Source organism: Actinomadura oligospora ATCC 43269 (assembly GCF_000518265.1).
Taxonomy (GTDB): domain Bacteria; phylum Actinomycetota; class Actinomycetes; order Streptosporangiales; family Streptosporangiaceae; genus Spirillospora; species Spirillospora oligospora.
The window spans coordinates 350,575-371,615 of record NZ_JADG01000009.1 but is presented as its reverse complement, the minus strand read 5'-3'; the positions used below and the strand labels follow the sequence as shown (position 1 = coordinate 371,615).

Genomic DNA, 21,041 nt, shown 5'->3' with positions numbered 1-21,041 from the left:
GGCCGAGGCAGGGGCGTGGTCGCCCTCGAAGCTGCCCCGACCGGTCTAGGGAATGCGTCTCACCTGGTCGGTATGGGGATCACGGCTCCCGGGCCTCGGTGACGTCCGCGAGGTGGCGGACGACGTCGGTGAAGCGGCGCCGCCGCTCGTAGACCCGGCGCTGGCGGTGCGCGCCGCAGCCGTCGAGCCTCAGCCTCGCGATGACGGTGGTGACGTAGTCCAGGTCGCCCGCGTCGGTCAGGTCGTCGAGCACATGGGCGATCAGCTCGTCGACCAGGACGTGGGCCGGGACGAGTTCGGCGGTCCAGGGATGGACGGCCCGTCCCTCCAGGCCGTCCCGGGCGGCGCGCCAGCGCGCCAGCGTCAGGACCTCGTCGGAGACCTCGGGCGCGGGCTCCCCCCGGTCCCGGGCGCGCAGCGCGGCGTGCACCAGGGCCCGCGTCAGGACGGCCTGCAGGACGGCCTCCTCGACGCTCATGGCGACATCGGGCGCGCGGACCTCGACGGTCGGCCACGTCATGGACGGGCGGACGTCCCAATAGACCATCTTCTCGTCCATGATCGTGCCGGACCCGATCAGCGTGTCCAGGGCCGCCAGGTAGTGCTCCGGCGTGCCCAGCCGCGGCGGGATCCCGGAGCAGGGCCACTCGGACCCGGCGACCGTGCGCCAGCTGGCGTGACCGGTGTCGGTGCCGTCCTTGAACGGCGAGTTGGCGCCGAGCGCGATCAGGGTGGGCAGCCAGGGCCGCAGGTGGTCGGCGGCGCGGACCGCCTCGGCCAGGTCGATCGTGCCGACGTGGACGTGGCAGCCGGAGTCGACGAGGGTGTCGGTGAGCGCGCCGAACCGGGCGCGCTGCACGTGGCGGCGCGGCTCGTCGGCGAGGACCGGCTCGTCGGTCCTGCGGAGCACGGGCGTGCCGCAGGCGACCAGCCGGCATCCGCGCGCCGCCGCGGCCTCGGCGTAACTCCGCCGCAGCCGCAGCAGGTCGTCGTGCAGTTCGCCGGCCGTCCGGGCGATGGGACTCGCGGACTCCACCTGGTAGCGGGTGGCCTCCATGTGCATGGTGCCACTGCCGTCGTCCGCGTCGGCGAGGACGGTCTTGGCGTTCGCGGACAACTCGAAGGTGCGCGCGTCGACGAGAAGGAACTCCTCCTCCACTCCCACCGTCAGCGATGATCGGGCTGCCGGCGGTGCGATGGTCGCGGGTCTGACACCTGGTGTGGACACGACTCCTCCACCTGGACTGGGACGTGCCTGCGAGTCTCGGACTCCCACTCAGGGGCGAAGATGGATTCAAGCCCCGATGGTCACATATCGCGCATCCATTATAACCGATTGTCATATTTGCCCACAGGGAACGCGTTTCGGCGCTTTGACCCCATCTGGCGGCAGGCAGTCCACAGGCCCCGGAAGCACCTTCCGGGGCCTGTGGGGGAGAGCTGGGGTTACGGGATGATCTGGTCGGCGGTGGTCCAGTCCGTCACGATCGCGTGCTGCGCGGCCGCGAGGGTGACCTGGTCGGCGCAGACGGCCTTGTACAGCTTGAACTCGATGCCGTCCTTGGGGTTGGGGGAGCCGCCCGGCTCGGGCCACAGGTTCAGCGGGTCGCGTGGCGCGCCGCCGAGGCTGAGCGGGATGAAGTGGTCCTCCTCGTAGGACGACGTGCTCGTGTCGCTGTACCCGTACTCGATGATCTGCTGCTTCTTCAGCGCCGTCGTGTAGGAGGACGGCGGACGGATCGACCCGGAGTAGCCCCCGACGCAGATGGTCTGGTGGATGGTCGACTGCGTCACGGCGGGGTTGAGGGCGCCGGGCGTGCAGTTCGGGTCGGGGCGCGTGGTCGCCGGGTCGAGGCTGGAGGCGTGGCAGTAGCCGGGCGGGAACGAGCTGGGAGCGATGGGGGCGGCGGTCGCGGGGCTCGTGACGGCGACCGCGACGCAGGCGGCTGCGCTGAGCACGGCCAGGGCCTTGGCGGTGTGGACGTGAAGGGGCACGTCGACTCCCTGGGTGTCGAGCCGCCGACCTTTGCGCGGCGGCTGAAACGTTCAGGAGCATGGCCGTTTGAGGTCACTGGTTGGTGTACGCCCCGTTAAGACCGTTCTGTCGCTATAAAGCTGTCACCAAAACGCTAGGGCCGGAGATGACCGGCGGTTTCAGGTGACGGGCGGTTTTCCAGGGGACGGCGGTTTCCAGGGGGCATGGCGGAACGGTGAGGCTGAAGTGGCCAGCGAACCCTTTTGGCGTCACTTTTGGTGATTGACCGGTTTCGGGGAGGCATGCTCGGACCGACGGCCCCAGCCGAGGAGGAACCACCCGTGCACCTGACCCTTCACGAACAGGAACGGCTGATGATCCATGTCGCCGCCGACGTGGCCGCCAAGCGCCGGGCGCGGGGGCTCCGGCTGAACCATCCCGAGGTGGTGGCCCTGCTGACCTCGCACGTCCTGGAAGGCGCCCGGGACGGCAGGACCGTCCGTGAACTCATGTCCTCGGGGCGCGGCGTGCTCACGCGTCAGGAGGTGATGGAGGGCGTCCCGGAGATGCTGGAGACGATCCAGGTGGAGGCGACCTTCCCCGACGGCACCAAGCTGGTGACCATCACCGACCCCATCCCCGCGAGGGCGGACGTCGCGGGTCCCGGGCAGGTCGAGCATCCGGACGACGCGGAGCCGGTGCTGGTGAACGCGGGGTTGCCGGTGACGCGGGTCGAGGTCCGCAACACCGGCGACCGGGCGGTGCAGGTCGGCTCGCACTACCACTTCTACGAGGTGAACCCGGCGCTCGAGATCCGGCCCGTGCCGGTCGCGGCGGGCGCGGAGCCCGACCGGGAGTGCGCGTACGGCCGGCGCCTGAACATCCCGGCCGGAAAGTCGCGGCGCTTCGAGACGGCCTGCCGGGTCGAGGTCGACCTGGTTCCGCTGCAGGGGGAGCGGGTCGTCCAGGGGCTGCGCGGGGAAGTGCGGGGGCCGCTCGATGACTGAACCCGAGGTGTGCCGTCCGCGGCTGGAGCGCGCCGAGTACGCCGACCTCTACGGGCCGACGACGGGCGACCGGATCCGCCTCGCCGACACCGACCTGCGGATCGAGGTCACCGAGGACTGGACGGGCGGCCCGGGGCACAGCGGCGACGAGGCGGTGTTCGGCGGCGGCAAGGTGATCCGCGAGTCGATGGGCCAGTCCTGCGTGTCGCGCGCCGACGGCGCCCCGGACACGGTGATCACCGGGGTGGTGGTCCTGGACCACTGGGGCGTGGTCAAGGCCGACGTCGCGCTGCGGGACGGCCACATCGTCGCCCTCGGCCGGGCCTACAACCCCGAGACCATGAACCGGCGCCACGACGGCCATCCCGTGGCCACCGACATCGTCGTCGGCCCGGAGACCGAGATCATCGCCGGAAACGGGAGGATCCTCACCGCCGGCGGGGTGGACACCCACGTCCACTTCATCTGCCCCGACCAGCTCGACGAGGCGCTCGCCTCCGGCGTCACCACCCTCATCGGCGGCGGCACGGGCCCGGCCGAAGGCAGCAAGGCCACCACGGTCACGCCCGGTTCCTGGCACGTCGCCACGCTGCTGGAGGCGCTGGACGGTTCCCCCGTCAACATCGGGCTGCTCGGCCAGGGCGCGACGATGTCCAAGGCGTCCATGCGCGACCAGCTCGCCGCGGGCGTCATCGGGTTCAAGGTCCACGAGGACTGGGGCGCGACCCCGGCCGTCCTGGACGCCTGCCTGGAGGTCTGCGACGAGTCCGGCGCGCAGCTGGCCATCCACGCCGACACCCTCAACGAGGCCGGGTTCCTGGAGAGCACGCTCGAGGCCGTCGGCGACCGCTGCATCCACGCCTTCCACGTGGAGGGGGCGGGCGGCGGGCACGCCCCGGACATGATCGAGATGGCGTCGCGGCCCAACGTCCTGCCCGCCTCGACCAACCCCACCCGTCCGCTGACGGTCAACACCGTCACCGAGCACGTCGACATGGTGATGGTCTGCCACCACCTCAACCCGAAGGTCAAGGAGGACCTGGCGTTCGCCGACTCGCGGATCCGGCCGTCCACGATGGCGGCCGAGGACGTGCTGCACGACCTCGGCGCCATCTCGATCATGTCGTCCGACGCCCAGGCGATGGGACGCATCGGCGAGATGATCCTGCGGACCTGGCAGACCGCGCACGTGATGAAACGGCAGCGCGGCGCCCTGGACGGCGACGGCCCCGCCGACAACATGCGGGCCCGCCGGTACGTCGCCAAGTACACCGTCAACCCGGCCATCGCCCAGGGCGTCGCCCACAAGGTCGGGTCGGTGGAGGCGGGCAAACTCGCGGACCTGGTCCTGTGGGAGCCCGCGTTCTTCGGCGTCAAGCCGTACCTGGTGATCAAGGGCGGGCAGATCGCCTACGCGCAGGTCGGCGACCCCAACGCGTCCATCCCGACCCCGCAGCCGGTCCTTCCCCGCCGCATGTTCGGCGCGCTCGGACGCGCCCCGGGGGCCAACTCGGTCACCTTCGTCTCCGAGCGGTTCGCCGGGGAGGTGACCGGGCTCGCCAAGGAGTTCGTGACGATCACCAGCACGCGCGGGCTGAGCAAGGCCGACATGCGCGAGAACGACGCCACCCCGCGCATCGACGTCGACCCCGACAGCTTCACCGTGGTCATCGAGGGCAGCGGCGGAGCCACCGAGCAGGACGACCGGACCGGAGACGTCGGCGTCGGCATCGACCAGGACACCGTCACGCCGGACTACCGCGACGAACTGCCCATGGCCCAGCGGTACTTCCTGTTCTGACCGCCTTCGCCTGGAGCGACGATGAGCCCCCTGTCACTGCTGATCCTCGGCGACGGCCGCTTCCCCTCCGGCGGGCACGCGCACTCCGGAGGAGCCGAGACGGCCATCGCGGCGGGACGTGTCCACGACGCCGCCACCCTGCGGGACTTCTGCCAAGGGCGGCTGCACACCACCGGCCTGGTCGCCGCCGCCCTGGCCGCCGGGGCGGCGACCGGGTACGACCCGCTGTCGCTGGACGAGGCGGCCGACGCCCGCACGCCTTCACCTGCCCTGCGGCGGGTCGCGCGCAGGCTCGGCCGTCAGCTGATGCGCGCCGTCCGCGTCACCTGGCCCGGCCCCGAACTGGACGATCTCGCGGCGGCGCGTCCGGGGGGAGCACATCAGCCCGTCGTCCTCGGTGTCGCCGCGCGCATGGCCGCGCTGACCCCGTACGACGCCGCACAGGCCGCCGCCTACGACAGTGTCTGCGGGCCGGTGACCGCCGCGATCCGCCTGCTCGGCCTCGACCCGTTCCAGGCCACCGCCGTCACCGCCGGCCTGTGCGGCGACATGGAACACGTCGCTTCCCAGGCCGCCGGGCACGCCGCGCGGCTGCCCGCCGAAGGGGTGGACGCGCTGCCCGCCACGTCCGCGCCACTGCTGGAGATCACCGCCGAACAGCACGCGACCTGGCCGGTGCGCCTGTTCGCCAGCTGACCCCGTCCCGGCCTTGACCGCGTCCTGGCCTTGGCCTCAACCGTCCGGAATCCGACCTCGACGCCACCGTTCGCACCTTGACCGCCATTTCGAGAGGCGCCATGCACCTGCATCACACCGACCCCGTTCGCGCCGAGATCATCCCTCCCGCCGCGGCCCGGTCCGGCGGCCGTCCCCGCCCGCTGCGCGTCGGCCTGGGCGGACCTGTCGGCTCCGGCAAGACCGCCACGGTCGCCGCGTTGTGCCGGCGGCTGCGCGACACCGTGTCGATCGCGGTGGTCACCAACGACATCTACACCCGCGAGGACGCCGAAGCCCTGTTGCGCCAGGCGGTGCTGGCGCCCGAACGGATCACCGCCGTGGAGACCGGCGCCTGCCCCCACACCGCCATCCGCGACGACATCTCCGCCAACCTCGAAGCCGTCGAAGACCTCCAGGAACGACTGGACCCCCTCGACCTCGTCCTCATCGAATCCGGCGGGGACAACCTCACCGCGACGTTCTCCAAGGGCCTGGTCGACCACCAGATCTTCGTCATCGACACGGCGGGCGGCGACGACATCCCCCGCAAGGGCGGCCCCGGCGTCACCGCCGCCGACCTGCTCGTCATCAACAAGACCGACCTGGCCCCGCACGTCGGCGCCGACCTGGACGCCATGCGCCGCGACGCCGAGGCCGCACGCGGCCCGCTGCCCACCGTCCTCACCAGCGTCAAGGACGACCACGGCGTCGACCCGATCGCCGACTGGATCAGCCGCCGCCTCGCCGAGCACACCGCCGTCCGGTCATGACGGCGGCGCCGGCCCGCCACCGCGGGCTGCTCGCCGCCGCGGGCGGGCACCACCGCTTCGGCCTGTCCGCCACCGCCCGCATCAGGGCCGAGGCCGCGGACGGAACGACGGACCTGCCGCTGCTCCACGGCGACGGCCCGTTCGTCCTGCGCCGGATGCCCTCACGCGGACCCCAGGCACGTGTCTGCCTGCTGAACACCATGAGCGCCCCGCACAACGGCGACCGCCTGCGCATCGAGGCCGCCATCGGCCCGGACGCCGACCTGCACGTCACCTCCGCCGCCGCCACCGTCGCGCTGCCCGGCCCCACCCTCGAACCCGCCGTCCACGAGGTGGCGCTGCGCGTGGCCGACTCCGCACGCCTGGCCTGGCTGCCCGAACCGCTCATCTCGGCGGCGGGCAGCGACCTGCGCCAGCACATCCGCATCGAGCTGGCGTCCACCGCCCGGCTGGTGCTGAGCGAGCAGCAGATCCTCGGCCGCGCGCACGAACCTCCGGGACGACTGAGCAGCCGCCTCACCGTCCGCCGCGACGGGCGGACGGTCCTGGACCAGGAAACCACCTACGGCCCCGGCGTCCCGGGTTGGGACGGACCCGCCGTCCTGGCCGGTCATCGCGCCGTCGGACAACTCCTGGTCGTCGATCCCACCGATCACGAGCATCCGGCCGAAGCCCGGCTCCTCACCGACGTCCCGTCAGGCGCGCACGCCGTCCTCACGCCGCTCGCCGGTCCCGGCACCCTTCTCACCGCCCTGGCCCCGGATGCGGGTGACCTGCAGAGATGCCTCGACTCCGCTTTGGCCCACCTCTTCTGACACCCAGGCACCGCCCTCACCGGCCGACGCCCCGCGGGCGCCGACCGGTACCGCGTCGTCGTCGCGCCCAGCGGCGAACGTGGCGAACGCGGCGAAGGTCAGCCTTCCGTCAGTTCGGCGACGAGGCGTTCCGCGAGCGGCACGGGGACGCCGTGCCGTCCGGCCGCTCGCAGCAGGGCTCCTCCGATCGCGTCGAGTTCCAGCGGACGGCCCGCCTCCGCGTCACGCTGCATGGAGGACTTGCCGCCGGGCGGGAACGCGTCGTAACGGGCCATGACCTGGGCGGCGTCCATCGGCGCGCCGCAGGCCCGGCTCACCGCGGTGGTCTCCTCGACCAGCGCCGCGAGCTCCTCGCGCCGCTCGGACCGGATCGTGCCGACGGGCTGCCGGTAGCGCGTGGTGAGCAGGGCGAACGGGGCGAGGAAGGCCAGCTTGGCCCAGAGGACGGCGTCCTCGCCCGGCAGGACGCGCGTCGCCGCCCCGGCCGCGGTGAGCAGCGCGGCGAGCGGTTCGAGCCGCTCCGGCGGACCCGCGAGGTCGATCTCGGTGAACGGGCTGCCGTGCTCGATGACGCCGGGCGCGGTGCGCGTGGACTCGACGCGGATCACGGCCGGTGCCACCCGCTGCGTGCCGTACCGTTCCCGCAGGCTGTCGGTGTGCTCGATGCCGTTGAGCAGGGGCAGGACCAGACCGTCACCGAGGTACTTGCCGGGGACGCGGTCGAGCGCCTGCCCGAGCGCGGTGTGCTTGACCGTCACCAGGCACAGGTCGACGGGCTCACGAAGCTCGGTGTCCGCCTCGACCTTCGCGGAGAAGTGGCCGAACTGCCCGCTGCGCACCTGGACGCCGCTGCGACGCAGCGTCTCGGCGGTCTCCTCGCCCGCGATGCAGATCACGCGGTGCCCGGCGCGGGAGAGCAGCGCGGCGAGCAGGCCGCCGACTCCTCCGGGGCCGAGCACGGCCACCTTCAGCGGAGGCGGGACCGCGACGGAGTCGCTGGTGACGGGGGTGATGTCGTGCACGTGCGTCCTCTCAAGTCGTGGGTCGGCACCCGTCGCCCGCCCGCCTCGCCCCGCGCGCGGATCGGCAAGAGGGAGGGAGACGGGTTGCCGCCCTTCGCAGCGATGATTTCGAGACGCCCGGTACCAAGTCAATCCTCGGGTCTTCTTGCATATCCCCAAGGGTTTTCTTGGACCGCCGGGAGTATCTTGTCCCGCGTGTCCATGACCTTCGACGACCTGCGCGTCTTCGTGGCGGTCTGCCAGGCGGGAAGCCTGAGCGCCGTCGCCAGGGACCTCTCCTGCACCCAGTCCGCGGTGAGCCAGCACGTGAAACGGCTGGAGCGGGCGACGGGAGTGCGCCTGCTGGAACGCCGTCCGCGCGGGGTCGTGCCCACCCCGGAGGGCCTGGTGCTCCAGGCGGCGGCCCGGGAGGGGCTCGCAGGGCTGGACTCGGCCCTGCGCCGCCTCGGCGAACTCGCGCGCGGGGAGGCCGGATCGGTCCGGGTGACCACGGGGTCGACGACGGTGCGGCACTTCATGTCCGAGGCGGTCGTCGCGTTCCGCGAACGCCACCCGGAGGCGAGCCTGGAGTTCCGGACGGAGACGTCCAGCCGAAGCTGTTTCGACGCGCTCGCCGAAGGCTCGGTCGACCTGGCCTGGGTCACCATCGGCGGCCCGGTGCGCGGCGTCGAGCAGCGTCCGGTCGTCGAGCTGGCGTGGGTGCTGGCCGTCCGGGCCGACGACCCGCTCGCCCGCCGGTCGTCGCTCACCGCCGCCGACCTCGCCGGGATCCGGCACATCCGGCTCCCGGAGAACTCCTCCTCGCGGGCCCACCTGGACACCGCCTTCGCCCGCCTCGGCGTCCACCTCACCTCGGACACCGGCGTCGCCGACTGGGACACCGCCATCCTGCTGGCCGAACTCGGCGTCGGGCACGCCGTCGTCCCGTCCCTGCCCGGCCAGGGCGCGCGGGGAGGCCCCCTGAGGTTCCTGCCCCTGCCGGACCTGCCGCCCCTGCCGGTCGGATGGGCCGTCCGCCGCTGGGACGCGCTCACCCCGCTCGCCCGCACCTTCGCCGACATGGTCGGCCACCAGCGCTAGAAGCCGATCGGCCACGGTTGCCGCTACGTCCAGGTCGCCTTGGCGAGGACGTTCTCCAGACCCGGGGTACGCCAGAAGTCCACGACGAGGATCTTCGAGTCCGGCAGGTACCAGAGCCTCTCGGTGTAGACGATGGACGTCCGCGTCTTGGGGAAGAAGCGGTCACCGAATTCATCGACGCCGCGCGTCCAGCACGGGGCGGACCATTCGACGAACCTCGCCGTGCGGGCGCCGATGGGAGCGAACCTGTCGGCGGTCCTGCTCGCCCCACGGCTCTTCGCGCCTCCGCGCAGGTCCTTGTGGCCCGGGCAGTTCATGCCCTCGTCCTGGTTGAACAGGGAGCTGAAGGTGTCATCGGGGGAGTACCTGTCGCCGATGTAGTCGCCCGGGCGGTCGGCGAAGCTCGGCCCCATGACCACGAAGCCCTTGCACTCGCTCAGAGCGAACAGGAGGTGGGTGTCGGGCTCTGGGCAGGAGTCGTCCAGAGCGACGAAATAGCTGTCGTTGGTGGGGCGCTCCCCATCACTGGACGAGAGCGGATGGACCTGCCAGCTCTCCGGGGTGCGGACCGAGATGTGGCCGATCGTCATCGCCCGCGTCGGCGTCGGTGGCGCGGACGCGACGGGCGGCTTTGTCTGAGGCGTGGACGGCTCCACGGTCCGGTACACGCCGTACCCTGCCGCGGATGTCGCGACGAGCGCGGTTGCCGCGACAACGACGCCCGCCTTGCCGGTGAGTAGGGCCATCACGCCCCCGGACGACACCGTCCCCGCGCCTGCCGTACCTGCGGCACCTACGCCGACGGCCCCTGCTCCGGCACTGAGGGCGGCGAGGGGGAACAGCGATGCCAGTGCCATGGCGATGCCTGCGAGGAGGTGGGCGCCGCGTGATTCCCAGTCGGGTCCGTAGGCGGCTTGTGCGACGGCTTCCAGCTCGCGGACGAACGCGGCGGCCCCCTGCGGGCGCGACGCAGCCGCTTTCGCCATCCCGCGTTCGATCAGCGGTTGCAGTGCTTCCGGGACCTCGGTGATGGGGATCGTGCCGGTGAGGTGTCCGTTGCGGGGGTCGTCGGCGTAGGGGCGGTGTCCGGTGATGGTTTCGACGAAGACGCAGGTGGCGACGTAGACGTCGGTGGCCGGTCCTGCGGGCTCGCCGAGCCACTGTTCCGGGGCCATGTAGGCGGGGGTCCCGGAGCCGGATGCGGCGCCTGTCATGGTCGCGACGCCGAAGTCGATGAGCTTGCTGCGGCCGTCGGCGGCGACGATCACGTTGGACGGCTTGTAGTCGCGGTGGACGACCCCGGCCGCGTGCGCGGCGGCCAGGCCGAGCAGTGATCCCTTCAGGACCGTCAGTGCCGCCTCCGGTGCGAGTGATCCGTACCGGGCGAGGATCTCCCGGAAGGGGACGCCGTCCACGGCCTCCATCACCAGCGCGAGCCCCTGCTCACCCTCCACCAGTTGGTACAGCCGCGCGACGTGCGGGTCGCGGACCCGGCCCAAAAGGACCGCCTCCTCCCGGAACCGCGTCCGGGCCCCGGACCCGGCGTTCCCGAGCAGGTACTTGACCGCCACCAGGCCACCGGACGCCGCGTGCCTGGCCAGAACCACCCGGCCCTGCCCACCACGCCCCAGCTCCCTGATCTCCACGAACCCGTCGATGCGCCACTCCACGACCTATGGACGCGGCGAACCCACCTTCGGTTGCGGCACCCGCTGGACCTGCTCCCGTCCGGCGCCTTCGCCTTCCGCGCGGGCGGCATCAGGCAAGGCCGCCGTTCAGGCCGGGGACGCTTGCTCCTCCTTCTCGGTTCTTGCCGGGGTGGTGCGGTGGGTGCGTTCGATGGCCTGGCCCCAAGAGGTTCCGGCGATCATGAGTGCGGCGCCGAGGGTGGCCCACCGGGTGAGTCGTTCGCCGCCGACGCTGATCCCGATGGCGACGGCCCAGATCGGGCAGGTGGGGGACAGCGAGTGGCAGGAACAGGGACGTGCCCACGACGGTCTGGACGGTCGTCAGGCGCAGCGGGTCCACGGGACGGCCCGCGGTGAGCCGTCCGACGAGAGCGACGTGCCCGGCCCGGACGATCGCGGCGGCGAGCATCAGCGCGTCTCCGAGCCGTGGTGCGCGCAGCCCGGTGCTGGAGGTGAGCAGACCGACGGCGACGTGTCGGTCGCCGCGTTCCACAGCGCGGCGTCCGTGTTCTTCCCGCTCCTGCTGCGCGAGCTCGCCGGTCCCGGCCGTCCCCGCCCGGCACTCGCCGACGAGGACGTCCCCCAGGACCGCTTCCCCGCGCTCACCCGCAACTACGATCTCGTGCTCGCCCACCGTCTCGACCCCGGCCCGCCATGGCCACGCACCGTGACCTCCACCACCCTGCTGCACGAGCCCCTCGACGTCGCCCTGCCCGCCGACCACCCGCTGGCGTCCAAGCCGCTGCTCACGCCGCAGGACGTGGCGGACCAGCCGTGGATCACGGTGCACGACGGCTTCCCGCTGATGTCCACCATCGAGGCCATCGCCAGTGTCGCCAACCGCCGACTCGACATCGTCCACCGCATCAACGAGTTCGCGGTGGTCGCCGTGGCCGTCGCCGCGGGCGGCGGCGTCGCGCTGATGCCCCGCTGGACAGCGCGACCGCACCGCCCGAAAGGCCGTCCGCACGGTCCTCACCGAACTGCACCGTGCCGCCGAACAAATCCAAGGCCAAAACCGCTGAAGGCGGCCGGGCCATTGGCCGTCTGTATTCACTCGGTCGGGGTGAGGTCGGCGGACGGGCCGCCGGATGCGCTGGTGGCGGCTTTGGCGTAGCGGCGGGCCAGATGGGCGAAGGCGGCTAAACGACTCGGCGCTCGGGACCTCGAAGCGCGCGCCGCAGACCGGGCAGTCGTACCACTCGCCCATGCTCCACGCGAGGCGCGGCTCGAGCCGGTGCCCGTTGGGGCACACGTGCGAGCCGAGCCGCGAGAACATCAGCCGCAGCACGTTCAGCACCTCGGTCATCGTCCCGACGGTGCTGCGGCGGCCCGGCACCGGAGGTCGCTGCCGCAGCGCCAGCGCGGCCGGAAGGTTGGCGATCCGGTCCACGGACGGACGGTGCGCCTGGCCGATCCGCCGCCGCGTGTACGTGCTCAGCCCCTCCAGCAGCCGCTGGTACCCCTCGGCGTACAGGACGTCCATGACCAGCGAGGACTTGCCCGACCCGGACAACCCCGTGACCCCCACCCAGGACCACAGGGGGACCTCGACGTCGAGGTCCCTCAGATTGTGGACCCGCGTCCCGAACACCTTGATCGCTTGCGGCAGCCCCCTCCCACCTCCCGATTCGGCCCGCCCACGGCTCCGCGCGCGTCGACGCCTCCTCGCCGCCGGACCTGCGCCAATCGCAGGCGGGTGGTCGCCGTGAGTGACGGCCGGGTGGGGATGATCTCCGACTGAGCACGGATGAGGGTTTGGCCCCCGCGGCCGATGAGTTTCGCCGTGCCGCGCCGTCTGCATACGGAGAACGTCCTCCCTCTGCCTGCGGGGAGGTCCGAGATGAGGACAAGGAGCGTGCCCACGTGGACCAGGAGATCGTGAGCGCCACCCTGACCGTCGCCGCGCCCGCGGCCAGGGTGTTCGCGGTGCTGGCGGACCCGACGACCCATGTCGCGATCGACGGCACCGGCTGGGTGGAGAAATGCGTCGACCCGGATCCGCTGATCGCGGTGGGACAGGTCTTCCGGATGGCCATGTACCACCCCAACCATCCGGACGGGCGCTACGGGATCGCCAACAAGGTCATCGCGCTCGACCCGCCGCGCGCCATCGGCTGGATGCCGGGCACGGAGCGGGAGGACGGACGCCTGGAGTTCGGCGGCTGGACGTGGCGTTACGACCTGGTGCCCCTCGGCCCGTCCGAGACCGAGGTCACGCTCACCTACGACTGGTCGGCGGTGCCGCAGTCCGTCCGCGAGCGCCTCCCGTTCCCGCCGTTCGGCCCCGAGCACCTGCCCAACTCGCTGCGCCACCTGGCCGACCTCGCCGCGCCGACGCACCGGTCCTGACCCCTGGCCGACCCGCGTCAACGCGTTCGGCATGCCCGGCCCGGCCAGGGAAGGCGGGCTGGGCATGCCGGTGGGGCGTGCGGTTCTAGACCGACTCGGCCACGTCGGTGCCCGTGGACGCGGGGACACCCGCGTCCGCCTCCGCGGGGGCGTCCTCGTGGATCTCGCCCTTGGTGTTGGTGGCCCGCAGGGCGATCACGGCCGCCGCGGCGATGAACAGGGCCGCGCCGAGCAGCGCGCGCTGGAACCCCTCGGTCAGCGCGACCTGCGGACGGGCCCCCGTCGCGAGCACGTCGTCGGTGCGGGCGGTGGCCATCGCCGAGAAGATCGCCAGGCCGAGCGCGCCGCCCACCTGGCCGGACGCGTTGACCAGCGCGGCGGCCAGGCCCGCCTTGTCCGCGGGGACCCCGGCGTTGGCGGCCGTGGTGACCCCGACGAACACCAGGGCGAGGCCCACGCCGACGACGACCAGGCCCGGCAGCAGGTCGGTGAGGTAGGCGCCGTCCACCGGGACCCGCGAGAGCAGCCACATGCCCACCGCGCCGACCAGCAGCCCGGCGATGATGAGCGGCCGGGTGCCGACCTTGGGGATCAGCCCCGCGGTGATGCCCGACCCGACACCGACGGCGGCGGTGAGCGGCAGGTACGCCAGACCCGTCCTGACCGGCGAGTAGCCGAGCACCGACTGCATGTAGAGGCTGAGGAAGAAGAACATCGCGATGAAGCCGGCCATCGCCACGAGCTGCGCCACGTCGGCTCCCGGCAGCCCCCGGATCCGGAAGATCGACAGCGGGAGCAGCGGGTCGCGGCTGCGGGCCTCGTTGAGCGCGAACACCGTCAGGAGCACGAGCGCCCCGCCGAGCGACAGCCAGGTGCGCGCGGTGTCCCAGCCCTTGCCGGGCGCCTCGACGAGCCCGTAGACCAGCAGCAGCATCCCGCCGGTGGCCAGCACGGCGCCGGGCAGGTCGAAGCTCCGCAGGGACGCCTTCCGCGCGTCGTCGGCGAGCAGCCACAGCGCGGCGGCGACGATGACCACGACCGCGGGCGGGTTCACCCACATCACCCAGCGCCAGCCGGGCCCGTCGGTGAGCGCGCCGCCCGCGAGGACGCCGATGGCCGAGGCGGCCCCGGCGACGCCTCCCCACACGCCGAGGGCGGTGGCCCGTTCCTTGCCGACGAAGCTCGTGGTGAGCGCCGACAGCGCGGCCGGGGACATGAGCGCCGCGCCGAGGCCCTGCGCGAGCCGGGCGGCGATCATCGTCTGCTCGTTCTGCGCGAGGCCGCCGAGGACGGAGGCGAGCCCGAACAGCACCGTCCCGGTGACGAGGACGCGACGGCGTCCGAGCAGGTCGGCGAACCGGCCGCCGAGCAGCATGAACCCGCCGTAGGTGAGCAGGTAGCCCGACGGCACCCACTGGAGGGACTGCTGGGAGAAGTCGAGGTCGTCCCGCATGGCGGGCAGGGCGACGTTGACGATGGAGGCGTCGATGAGGTCGATGAAGGCGACCAGGCACAGCAGGGCCAGGATCACCTTGCCCCGGCCGGTGCCCAGGAACCCGGGCCGGCCCGGGCCGACCGGATCGGATGCGAGCTGCGTCATGAGTGTTCGTCCTTGTCGGTTCTCAGTGCGGGGGACGGCCGGGGAGAGGCCGGCCCGGGGGAGCGGGGCGGTGGCGCCGCGCTCACCTCACTGACTGCGGCGCGACGCGAGAGGTGACCGGCGGCGAATATGACGCCCGTCACGTCACCCCCCCCGCAGGACGAAGCGGGACGGCGGCGCGGTGCGGCGGCGGTTTGGGTGTGTGACTCAGGTCACGGTCGGCGTTCGTCACGGAGGCCGGGCGGCGCGGGTCAAGGCCAATGAGCGCTCGAATCTCCACCGCCCGGCGGACCGTTCCCCAGTCCTCCTCCTGTGAGAAGCCCATGACCGACACTTCTGTAAGCCGACTTCCCGAAGCCCCGCAGCCGCCGCCAGCGGCGCTCCCGCCGTCCCGGTGGAACGGCTACGTCGCCGCCGTCACCGGCAGGCGCGCCAAGTGGGTGGTCCTGGCCGCCTGGATGCTGGTCCTGATGATCGCCGGGGGCTTCGCCGCCAAGATCGCCGACGTCCAGGACAACGACCCGGCCTCCTGGCTGCCCGCCGACTCCCAGTCGACCCGGGCCGTCCGCGTCGCCGAGCGGCACTTCGCCGAGAAGGGCCGCGCGACCGCCGTCGTCGTCTACACCCGCGACGGCGGACTGACCCCCGCCGACCTGGCCAAGGTGGACGGCGACCGCGGCGCGACCTCCGGCGCGACCGCGGCGACCCGGTCCGCCGACGGGAAGTCCGTGCTGTTCAGCGCGCCCGTCCCGATGGCCTCCAACGACAACGGCGTCCTCGGCGACGCCGTCGACCACCTCCGGAAGACCACCGCGAAGGCGGCGCCGTCCGGGCTGGACATCCGCGTCACCGGCCAGGCGGGCACCATCGCCGACTACATCGAGGTCTACTCCGGCATGGACGGCGTCCTGCTCGGGGTCACCCTCGGCATCGTCGCGCTGGTCCTGCTGGTCACCTACCGCAGTCCCGTGCTGTGGCTGGTCCCGCTCCTGACGACGTTCTTCGGGACCTGGATCGCCACCGGCGTGGTCTACCTGCTCGCCCGGTACGCCGACCTCAAGGTGGACGGCCAGTCCAGCTACATCCTGACCGTGCTCGGGCTCGGCGTCGGCACCGACTACGCCCTGCTGCTCATCGCCCGCTACCGCGAGGAACTCGGACGCCGCGCCGACCGGCACGAGGCCATGGCGCACGCGCTGCGCCGCTGCCTGCCCGCCATCGCGGCGTCCGCCGCCACCGTCTCGATCGCCTCGCTCTGCCTGGTCCTCGGGAAGATGAACAACACCCAGGGCCTCGGACCGGTCGTCGCGATCGGCGTCGCCGTCGTCTGCCTGGCCGCCACGTCCCTGCTGCCCGCGACGCTGGTCTGCCTCGGCCGGTGGATCTTCTGGCCGAGAAGGCCCGTCGCGGGGACGGCCCCGGCCGCCGGTGCGGGCTCCGGCGCGTGGCGGCGGGTGGCCGCCGCCGTCGACGCCCGGCCGCGCCGGGTCTGGATCGGCTCGGCCGCCGTCCTGGCCGTCCTGGCCGCCGCCTCGTTCACCCTGGACTCCGGTCAGACCCTCGACGAGCAGTTCACCAAGACCACCGACGCCGTCGCGGGCCAGCGCCAGATCGCCCGGCACTTCCCGGCGGGGTCGTCCGAGCCCGCCGACGTCTACGTCGCCGACGCCGGCGCCGACGCGGTGCTGGCGAAGGTCGCGAAGGTCCACGGAGTGACCAGCGCGACCAGGGACCGGTCGGCCGGCGGCTACGCCCACGTGGCCGTCGTCCTCGCCGACCCGCCCGACACCACGGCGGCCCGGGACGCCGTCGGCCGCGTCCGCGACGCCGTGGCGGGCACCGGAGCCGTCGTCGGCGGCCAGACCGCCGTCGACCTCGACCGGTCGCGGGCGCAGGGCGCCGAGGAGGCGCTGCTCATCCCGCTCATCCTCGGCGTGGTCCTGCTCATGCTGATGCTGCTGCTGCGGGCCCTGACCGCGTCCCTGCTCCTGATCGCCTCGGTCGTGCTGTCCTACGGCGCGGCGCTCGGCCTGGCCGGACTGATGTACCGGGCGCTGGGGTATCCGCGCATCGACCGGGGCCTGCTGCTGTTCGGGTTCCTGTTCCTGGTGGCCCTCGGCGTCGACTACACCATCTTCCTGATGTCCCGGGCCCGCGAGGAGGTGCGGCTCCACGGCCACCGCGAGGGCGTCCTCACCGGGCTGCGCGTCACCGGAGGCGTCATCACGAGCGCCGGGCTGGTGCTGGCCGCCACCTTCAGCGTCCTGGCCGTCCTCCCGAGCGTCGGCGCGCTCCAGCAGGGCCTGCTCATCGCCGGGGGCGTCCTTCTCGACACCCTCGTCGTCCGCAGCCTCCTCATCCCCGCCCTCGTGCTGGACGTGGGCAAACGGGTCTGGTGGCCCGCCAAGGTGGACGACTGACGAGGACGCGCCGGAGGCCGGGCGGCCGGCGGCCCCGCGAAAGCGGAACCGCCGGCCGCCCGGACGCCGAGCCAGAGCAAGCCACCGGCCAGCTGGCAGGCGAGTAGCGCCGGACGGATTCGCTGTCGTCAGGACGGACCAGATGAACGAAGACCGCCCCGAGAACACTGTCCGCCCGCAAGAGGAGAACGGTCACGCCGATCCCGAAGAGACCTACCGGCGCCTCGGCCTGGCCGAGGTTCGGCCGCCGACTCCCATCGGGCGCTTCCGCCGTGGGGTTCGGGCGGGCGACCTGTTCTTCGTCTCCGGGACCTACGGAACGGTCAAGAACGAAAGTGGCGACGACGTCCTCCCGATCGCGGGCAAGCTCGGCCGCGAGCTGAGCGTCGCCGACGGATACCGTTCCGCCCGGCTCGTCGCGGTGAACCTGCTCGCGATGGCGCGCGCCGAGTTGGGCAGCCTGGACCGCATCGGCCAGGTCGTCCGGCTGGCGGGCTACGTCAACTGCGTTCCCGGCTTCGCCGAAGCGCCCGCCGTGCTCGATGGAGCGTCCGATCTGCTGGTCGAGGTGTTCGGGGAGGACCGGGGCGGCCACGCCAGGATCGCGCTCTACCAAAGCGACCTGCCGCGCGAAGCGCCCGTGGCCTGTGAACTGACGCTGCATCTCCAGCGCTGAGCCGACCCGCCGCGCGACCGGGTGCGGACCGCCAAGTACTTTGAGTTCCTAACCTCGCTGTTCCTGCACCCGCGCGCTGCTCGCCACCGGCCCGGCCGAGGTCGTGACGGACGTGGTGGAGCGGTTCCTCGGCCGTCCCGGCACGCACGTACGCCGAATAGGGCGCCGACCATGCCGCCGCCTTCGGCAACTGACGACCGTCTCGAAGGGCCGTCCACCGCCGACTGGCTCAAGGAGAACAGCCCCGCGCCGTCCGCGGCCTCACATTCCGGGGGGCTGTCGCGTCGTCTCCATGAAGGCAACAGACTCACACCGAGTGGACGGGGTAGCGATGACAACGCAGCGCACGGCGGCCGAGGCCGAGCTCAGGCAGCGGATCGACATGCTGGTCACGGGGATCCACGCCAAGGACATCGAGGGGCTGAGCGGGCTCTACGCGCGGGACGTCGTCTCCTTCGACGTCGAGCCGCCGCTGCAGCACGTCGGGGTGGCCGCCAAGATGAAGAACTGGGCGAAAGTGTTCACGATCTTCGAGGAGGTGTCCTACGAGGTCCGCGACCTGAACCTCACCGTGGGCGACGACCTCGCGTTCGGGCGTCTGTTCGGCCGGCTCAGCGGCATCCTCCCGGACGGGACGGCGATCAAGGGCATGTGGGTCCGCGGCACGTTCTGCTTCCAGAAGGTCGACGGGACCTGGCTGATCGTGCACGACCAGGCGTCCGTTCCGTTCGACATCACGACCGGCAGGGGCGTGACCGACCTCGAGCCCTGACGGCCCGAGGTCGCGCCCGGACGTTCACCAGGGCACCACGCCGTCCTCGTCGAAGAACCCTCCGGACGGGCCGTCCGCTCCCAGGGTGGCCAGCCGCACCACGACCGCGGCGCCGTCGTCGGCGGTGCGGGTGAGGGGGAGGCCCAGGTGCCGGGTGAGGTCCGTGGCGCAGGGACCCGGCGTGCAGGCGTTGACGAGGACGCCCCGCTCTCGCAGGTCCCGCGCGTACTGGACGGTCAGGGCGTTGAGCGCCGCCTTCGAAGGCGGGTAGGCCGCGTGCCCGGGCAGCCGGGACATGTAGTGGTCCGGGTCGGTCATGTACGCCAGCGACCCGACGCCGCTGGACACGTTGACGATCCGGGCCGCCGCCGAACGCGACAGCAGCGGCAGCATCGCGTTCGTCACGGCGATCACACCGAACACGTTCGTCTCGAAGACCGTGCGGACCAGGTCCAGATCGGCCGTCGCCGGTGCCGTCGCCCCCGGGCTCCCGGAGATCCCGGCGTTGTTGACCAGGACGTCCAGCCGGCCGAAGCGTTCGCCGATCCACGCGGCGGCGGCCTCGACCGCCGCCGCGTCGGTGACGTCGATCCTGAGAGCGCGCACGTCACCGCCACCGGCCGTGAGCGCCTCGGCGGCCTCCTCCCCGCGACCGAGGTGCCTGGAACCGAGCAGGACCGTCATGCCGCGCTCCGCGAGCCGCCGGGCGGCGGCGCGCCCGACCCCCTTGTTCGCGCCCGTGATCAGGGCGATCGTCTCCTCAACCATGGGACGAACCCCACCACCGGCCGGCTCGGCGGAACAATGCCCAGCAGGGTCTCGACCGATACCGTCACGGTATGGACCGAGTCCAGACCCGGGAACTGGCGTACTTCGTGGCCGTCGCCGAAGAACTGCACTTCGGACGCGCAGCCGGACGCCTCGGCATCGCGCAGCCTCCGCTGTCCCGAGCCATCAGCGGGCTCGAACGCAGGATGGGCGTGTCGTTGCTGGAACGCCACAGCCGACGGGTCGCGCTCACCGCCGCCGGAGAGGTCTTCCTCGCCGAAAGCCGCCGGGCCCTGGAGGCGGTCGACGCCGCCGTCCGTCGTGCCCGGCGCGTGGGACGGTCCGGACCGCGGCTCGTCCTGACCATGAAGCCCGGCGGTGACTGCGGCCTGCTGCCGGACATCCTCGCCGCCTACGCGGCCACCCCGGACGCGGTCCCCGTCGACATCGTCCTGTGCCCGGCCGACGAACGCGCCGACATGATCCGCGACGGTCGCGCCGACGTCGGCCTGCTGCACCGCCCGAACAACGACGTGTCGGGCCTCGACACCGAGGACCTCCGGACCGAGGACCAGGTCGTCGTCCTGCCTCGCGGCCACCGTCTGGCCGCCCGGACGTCCGTCGAACTCGCCGACCTGGCCGACGAGACGACGCCGGACTGGACGCCGGGCCCCGGCGGCGCCCCGAACACCCTTCCCGTCCGCGACGTCGGCCAGCTCATGCAACTCGTCGCGCTCGGACGCGTCGTCGCCGTCGTCCCCGCGTCCGTCCGGGGCCAGCTCCGCGACGACCTGACCTGCGTCCCGGTCACCGACGCCCCGTCCACCACCCTCGTCCTCGCCTGGCGGCAGGGCCACCGAGACGCCGCCCTCGCGACCTTCGTCCACACCGCCTCCACCACCTCCCACCAGCCGCGTTGACCAACGGCCCCCGCTCCGAAACGGGGTCCCCAGGCCGCTGCCGAGCGCGGGGCTGCCGATGCGCCGCGAAGACGCGGTCGAGACGTGCCGGTTCTGGCATGGCGCGCTTGCATGTCCTCGCTGCTGAGCGGCACTGGTGTGGCCCCGGGTGCATAGCGGGTGCGGAGTGCGCGTCGACACGATGAGGTCGCTGTGTCCGGCCGTGACCGAAGGGATGCAAGCGTTGACAGATGACCAGGGTTCCCCTGTTCGGGAAGGCAGCCCGGACTCGGCGGTCGATCGGGTCGCCGACTTCTACGGGGCCTACATCGACGCCGTCGACGACGGCACCGACGATCTGGACGGCGAGTTGCGCGCCCACTACCTCACCGAAGACCTCCGGCAGAGGCTCGCCGCCTGGGAGGAGGTGAACCACGCCGACGGCGTGCTGCGCGCCCAGGACGTCCCGACCCACTGGGAGGTGCGCTACCACGACTCGGGCGCCGGTCACCTCTTCACCACGGTCACCCTCACCTGGGGCACCGGCCCGGACGCGGGGCACACCCGCCTGGCCGTCCAGAGCGACCTCGGCACCAAACTGATCTCCGACATCGAGGACGGCTAGGAAGACGTCACCGAAGCCCCGGCCACGGGAACGCCGTGGCCGGGGCTCGTTACC

Annotated in this window: 19 protein-coding genes; 13 read left to right on the top strand and 6 right to left on the bottom strand. The window is 72.4% G+C overall.

Annotated elements, in window-relative coordinates; translation table 11 throughout:
- Window positions 1-79: 79 nt before the first annotated feature.
- Both P696_RS45785 and P696_RS0115655 read right to left on the bottom strand, forming a co-directional pair.
- A complete protein-coding gene (locus P696_RS45785) occupies window positions 80-1,165 on the bottom strand; it encodes a carboxylate-amine ligase (protein WP_170026468.1) in 1,086 nt (361 codons plus the stop codon).
- Between the two features lie 281 nt (window positions 1,166-1,446).
- Window positions 1,447-1,995, bottom strand: coding sequence for a hypothetical protein (locus P696_RS0115655; RefSeq protein ID WP_211245761.1), 549 nt, complete (start codon window positions 1,993-1,995; stop codon window positions 1,447-1,449).
- 321 nt (window positions 1,996-2,316) lie between these two features.
- Between P696_RS0115655 and P696_RS53645 the strand changes: the two genes are divergently transcribed.
- From P696_RS53645 to P696_RS45775, 5 genes are all read left to right on the top strand, one after another.
- Window positions 2,317-2,982, top strand: a complete 666-nt coding sequence (locus P696_RS53645) for an urease subunit gamma (protein WP_064744037.1) — start codon at window positions 2,317-2,319, stop codon at window positions 2,980-2,982.
- Window positions 2,975-4,783 carry an urease subunit alpha gene (locus P696_RS0115645; protein WP_026413079.1) on the top strand — a complete coding sequence of 603 codons (1,809 nt, stop codon included), beginning with the start codon at window positions 2,975-2,977 and terminating at the stop codon, window positions 4,781-4,783. The genes P696_RS53645 and P696_RS0115645 overlap by 8 nt, the downstream gene beginning before the upstream one ends.
- 21 nt (window positions 4,784-4,804) lie before the next feature.
- On the top strand, window positions 4,805-5,479 hold the full coding sequence (locus tag P696_RS0115640) for an urease accessory protein UreF (RefSeq protein WP_026413078.1): 675 nt from the start codon (window positions 4,805-4,807) through the stop codon (window positions 5,477-5,479).
- A 101-nt stretch (window positions 5,480-5,580) separates the two neighbouring features.
- Window positions 5,581-6,270, top strand: a complete 690-nt coding sequence (ureG, locus tag P696_RS0115635; RefSeq protein WP_026413077.1) for an urease accessory protein UreG — start codon at window positions 5,581-5,583, stop codon at window positions 6,268-6,270.
- Window positions 6,267-7,085 (top strand): urease accessory protein UreD, encoded by an 819-nt coding sequence (locus P696_RS45775; protein ID WP_084337568.1) that lies wholly within the window; start codon window positions 6,267-6,269, stop codon window positions 7,083-7,085. Before ureG ends, P696_RS45775 begins: the two co-directional genes overlap by 4 nt.
- A 98-nt stretch (window positions 7,086-7,183) precedes the next feature.
- Here P696_RS45775 and P696_RS0115625 read toward each other — a convergent pair whose 3' ends face one another.
- Entirely contained in the window at window positions 7,184-8,107 is a 924-nt protein-coding gene (locus P696_RS0115625; protein ID WP_084337566.1) for a ketopantoate reductase family protein, read from the bottom strand.
- Between the two features lie 201 nt (window positions 8,108-8,308).
- Between P696_RS0115625 and P696_RS0115620 the strand changes: the two genes are divergently transcribed.
- On the top strand, window positions 8,309-9,187 hold the full coding sequence (locus tag P696_RS0115620; protein ID WP_026413075.1) for a LysR family transcriptional regulator: 879 nt from the start codon (window positions 8,309-8,311) through the stop codon (window positions 9,185-9,187).
- A gap of 23 nt (window positions 9,188-9,210) precedes the next feature.
- On the opposite strand, the gene P696_RS52475 is transcribed toward P696_RS0115620, so the two are convergent.
- Entirely contained in the window at window positions 9,211-10,857 is a 1,647-nt protein-coding gene (locus P696_RS52475) for a serine/threonine-protein kinase (protein WP_051467677.1), read from the bottom strand.
- Between the two features lie 229 nt (window positions 10,858-11,086).
- On the opposite strand from P696_RS52475, the gene P696_RS57440 reads away from it, so the two are divergent.
- Window positions 11,087-11,992, top strand: a complete 906-nt coding sequence (locus tag P696_RS57440; protein WP_211245760.1) for a LysR substrate-binding domain-containing protein — start codon at window positions 11,087-11,089, stop codon at window positions 11,990-11,992.
- A gap of 749 nt (window positions 11,993-12,741) precedes the next feature.
- Window positions 12,742-13,227: an SRPBCC family protein gene (locus tag P696_RS0115605; RefSeq protein ID WP_026413074.1), complete on the top strand. Its 486-nt coding sequence runs from the start codon at window positions 12,742-12,744 to the stop codon at window positions 13,225-13,227.
- Between the two features lie 85 nt (window positions 13,228-13,312).
- Here P696_RS0115605 and P696_RS45760 read toward each other — a convergent pair whose 3' ends face one another.
- On the bottom strand, window positions 13,313-14,827 hold the full coding sequence (locus P696_RS45760; protein ID WP_051467674.1) for an MFS transporter: 1,515 nt from the start codon (window positions 14,825-14,827) through the stop codon (window positions 13,313-13,315).
- Between the two features lie 323 nt (window positions 14,828-15,150).
- Between P696_RS45760 and P696_RS45755 the strand changes: the two genes are divergently transcribed.
- The 3 genes from P696_RS45755 to P696_RS0115585 all read left to right on the top strand — a co-directional run bounded on the left by P696_RS45755 (window position 15,151) and on the right by P696_RS0115585 (window position 18,695).
- Window positions 15,151-17,247 (top strand): MMPL family transporter, encoded by a 2,097-nt coding sequence (locus P696_RS45755; RefSeq protein WP_051467672.1) that lies wholly within the window; start codon window positions 15,151-15,153, stop codon window positions 17,245-17,247.
- Between the two features lie 142 nt (window positions 17,248-17,389).
- Complete coding sequence (locus P696_RS45750) at window positions 17,390-17,923, top strand: RidA family protein (RefSeq protein ID WP_051467670.1); 534 nt, start codon at window positions 17,390-17,392, stop codon at window positions 17,921-17,923.
- Window positions 17,924-18,254: 331 nt separating this feature from the next.
- Entirely contained in the window at window positions 18,255-18,695 is a 441-nt protein-coding gene (locus P696_RS0115585) for a YybH family protein (RefSeq protein ID WP_026413073.1), read from the top strand.
- Window positions 18,696-18,719: 24 nt separating this feature from the next.
- On the opposite strand, the gene P696_RS0115580 is transcribed toward P696_RS0115585, so the two are convergent.
- Window positions 18,720-19,463: an SDR family NAD(P)-dependent oxidoreductase gene (locus P696_RS0115580; RefSeq protein WP_026413072.1), complete on the bottom strand. Its 744-nt coding sequence runs from the start codon at window positions 19,461-19,463 to the stop codon at window positions 18,720-18,722.
- 71 nt (window positions 19,464-19,534) lie between these two features.
- Here P696_RS0115580 and P696_RS0115575 point away from each other — a divergent pair, with 71 nt between their 5' ends.
- Window positions 19,535-20,383, top strand: a complete 849-nt coding sequence (locus tag P696_RS0115575; protein WP_026413071.1) for a LysR family transcriptional regulator — start codon at window positions 19,535-19,537, stop codon at window positions 20,381-20,383.
- 223 nt (window positions 20,384-20,606) lie between these two features.
- Window positions 20,607-20,987 carry a hypothetical protein gene (locus tag P696_RS0115570; RefSeq protein WP_026413070.1) on the top strand — a complete coding sequence of 127 codons (381 nt, stop codon included), beginning with the start codon at window positions 20,607-20,609 and terminating at the stop codon, window positions 20,985-20,987.
- The last annotated feature ends 54 nt before the right edge of the window (window positions 20,988-21,041 follow it).

Excerpts from the sequence above, each read along its gene's own strand:
- P696_RS0115645 (WP_026413079.1), top strand. The coding sequence starts at position 2,975 with ATGACTGAACCCGAGGTGTGCCGTCCGCGGCTGGAGCGCGCCGAGTAC.
- P696_RS0115640 (WP_026413078.1), top strand. The coding sequence starts at position 4,805 with ATGAGCCCCCTGTCACTGCTGATCCTCGGCGACGGCCGCTTCCCCTCC.
- ureG (WP_026413077.1), top strand. The coding sequence starts at position 5,581 with ATGCACCTGCATCACACCGACCCCGTTCGCGCCGAGATCATCCCTCCC.
- P696_RS45775 (WP_084337568.1), top strand. The coding sequence starts at position 6,267 with ATGACGGCGGCGCCGGCCCGCCACCGCGGGCTGCTCGCCGCCGCGGGC.
- P696_RS0115620 (WP_026413075.1), top strand. The coding sequence starts at position 8,309 with ATGACCTTCGACGACCTGCGCGTCTTCGTGGCGGTCTGCCAGGCGGGA.
- P696_RS45760 (WP_051467674.1), bottom strand. The coding sequence starts at position 14,827 with ATGACGCAGCTCGCATCCGATCCGGTCGGCCCGGGCCGGCCCGGGTTC.
- P696_RS45755 (WP_051467672.1), top strand. The coding sequence starts at position 15,151 with ATGACCGACACTTCTGTAAGCCGACTTCCCGAAGCCCCGCAGCCGCCG.
- P696_RS45750 (WP_051467670.1), top strand. The coding sequence starts at position 17,390 with ATGAACGAAGACCGCCCCGAGAACACTGTCCGCCCGCAAGAGGAGAAC.
- P696_RS0115585 (WP_026413073.1), top strand. The coding sequence starts at position 18,255 with ATGACAACGCAGCGCACGGCGGCCGAGGCCGAGCTCAGGCAGCGGATC.
- P696_RS0115580 (WP_026413072.1), bottom strand. The coding sequence starts at position 19,463 with ATGGTTGAGGAGACGATCGCCCTGATCACGGGCGCGAACAAGGGGGTC.
- P696_RS0115575 (WP_026413071.1), top strand. The coding sequence starts at position 19,535 with ATGGACCGAGTCCAGACCCGGGAACTGGCGTACTTCGTGGCCGTCGCC.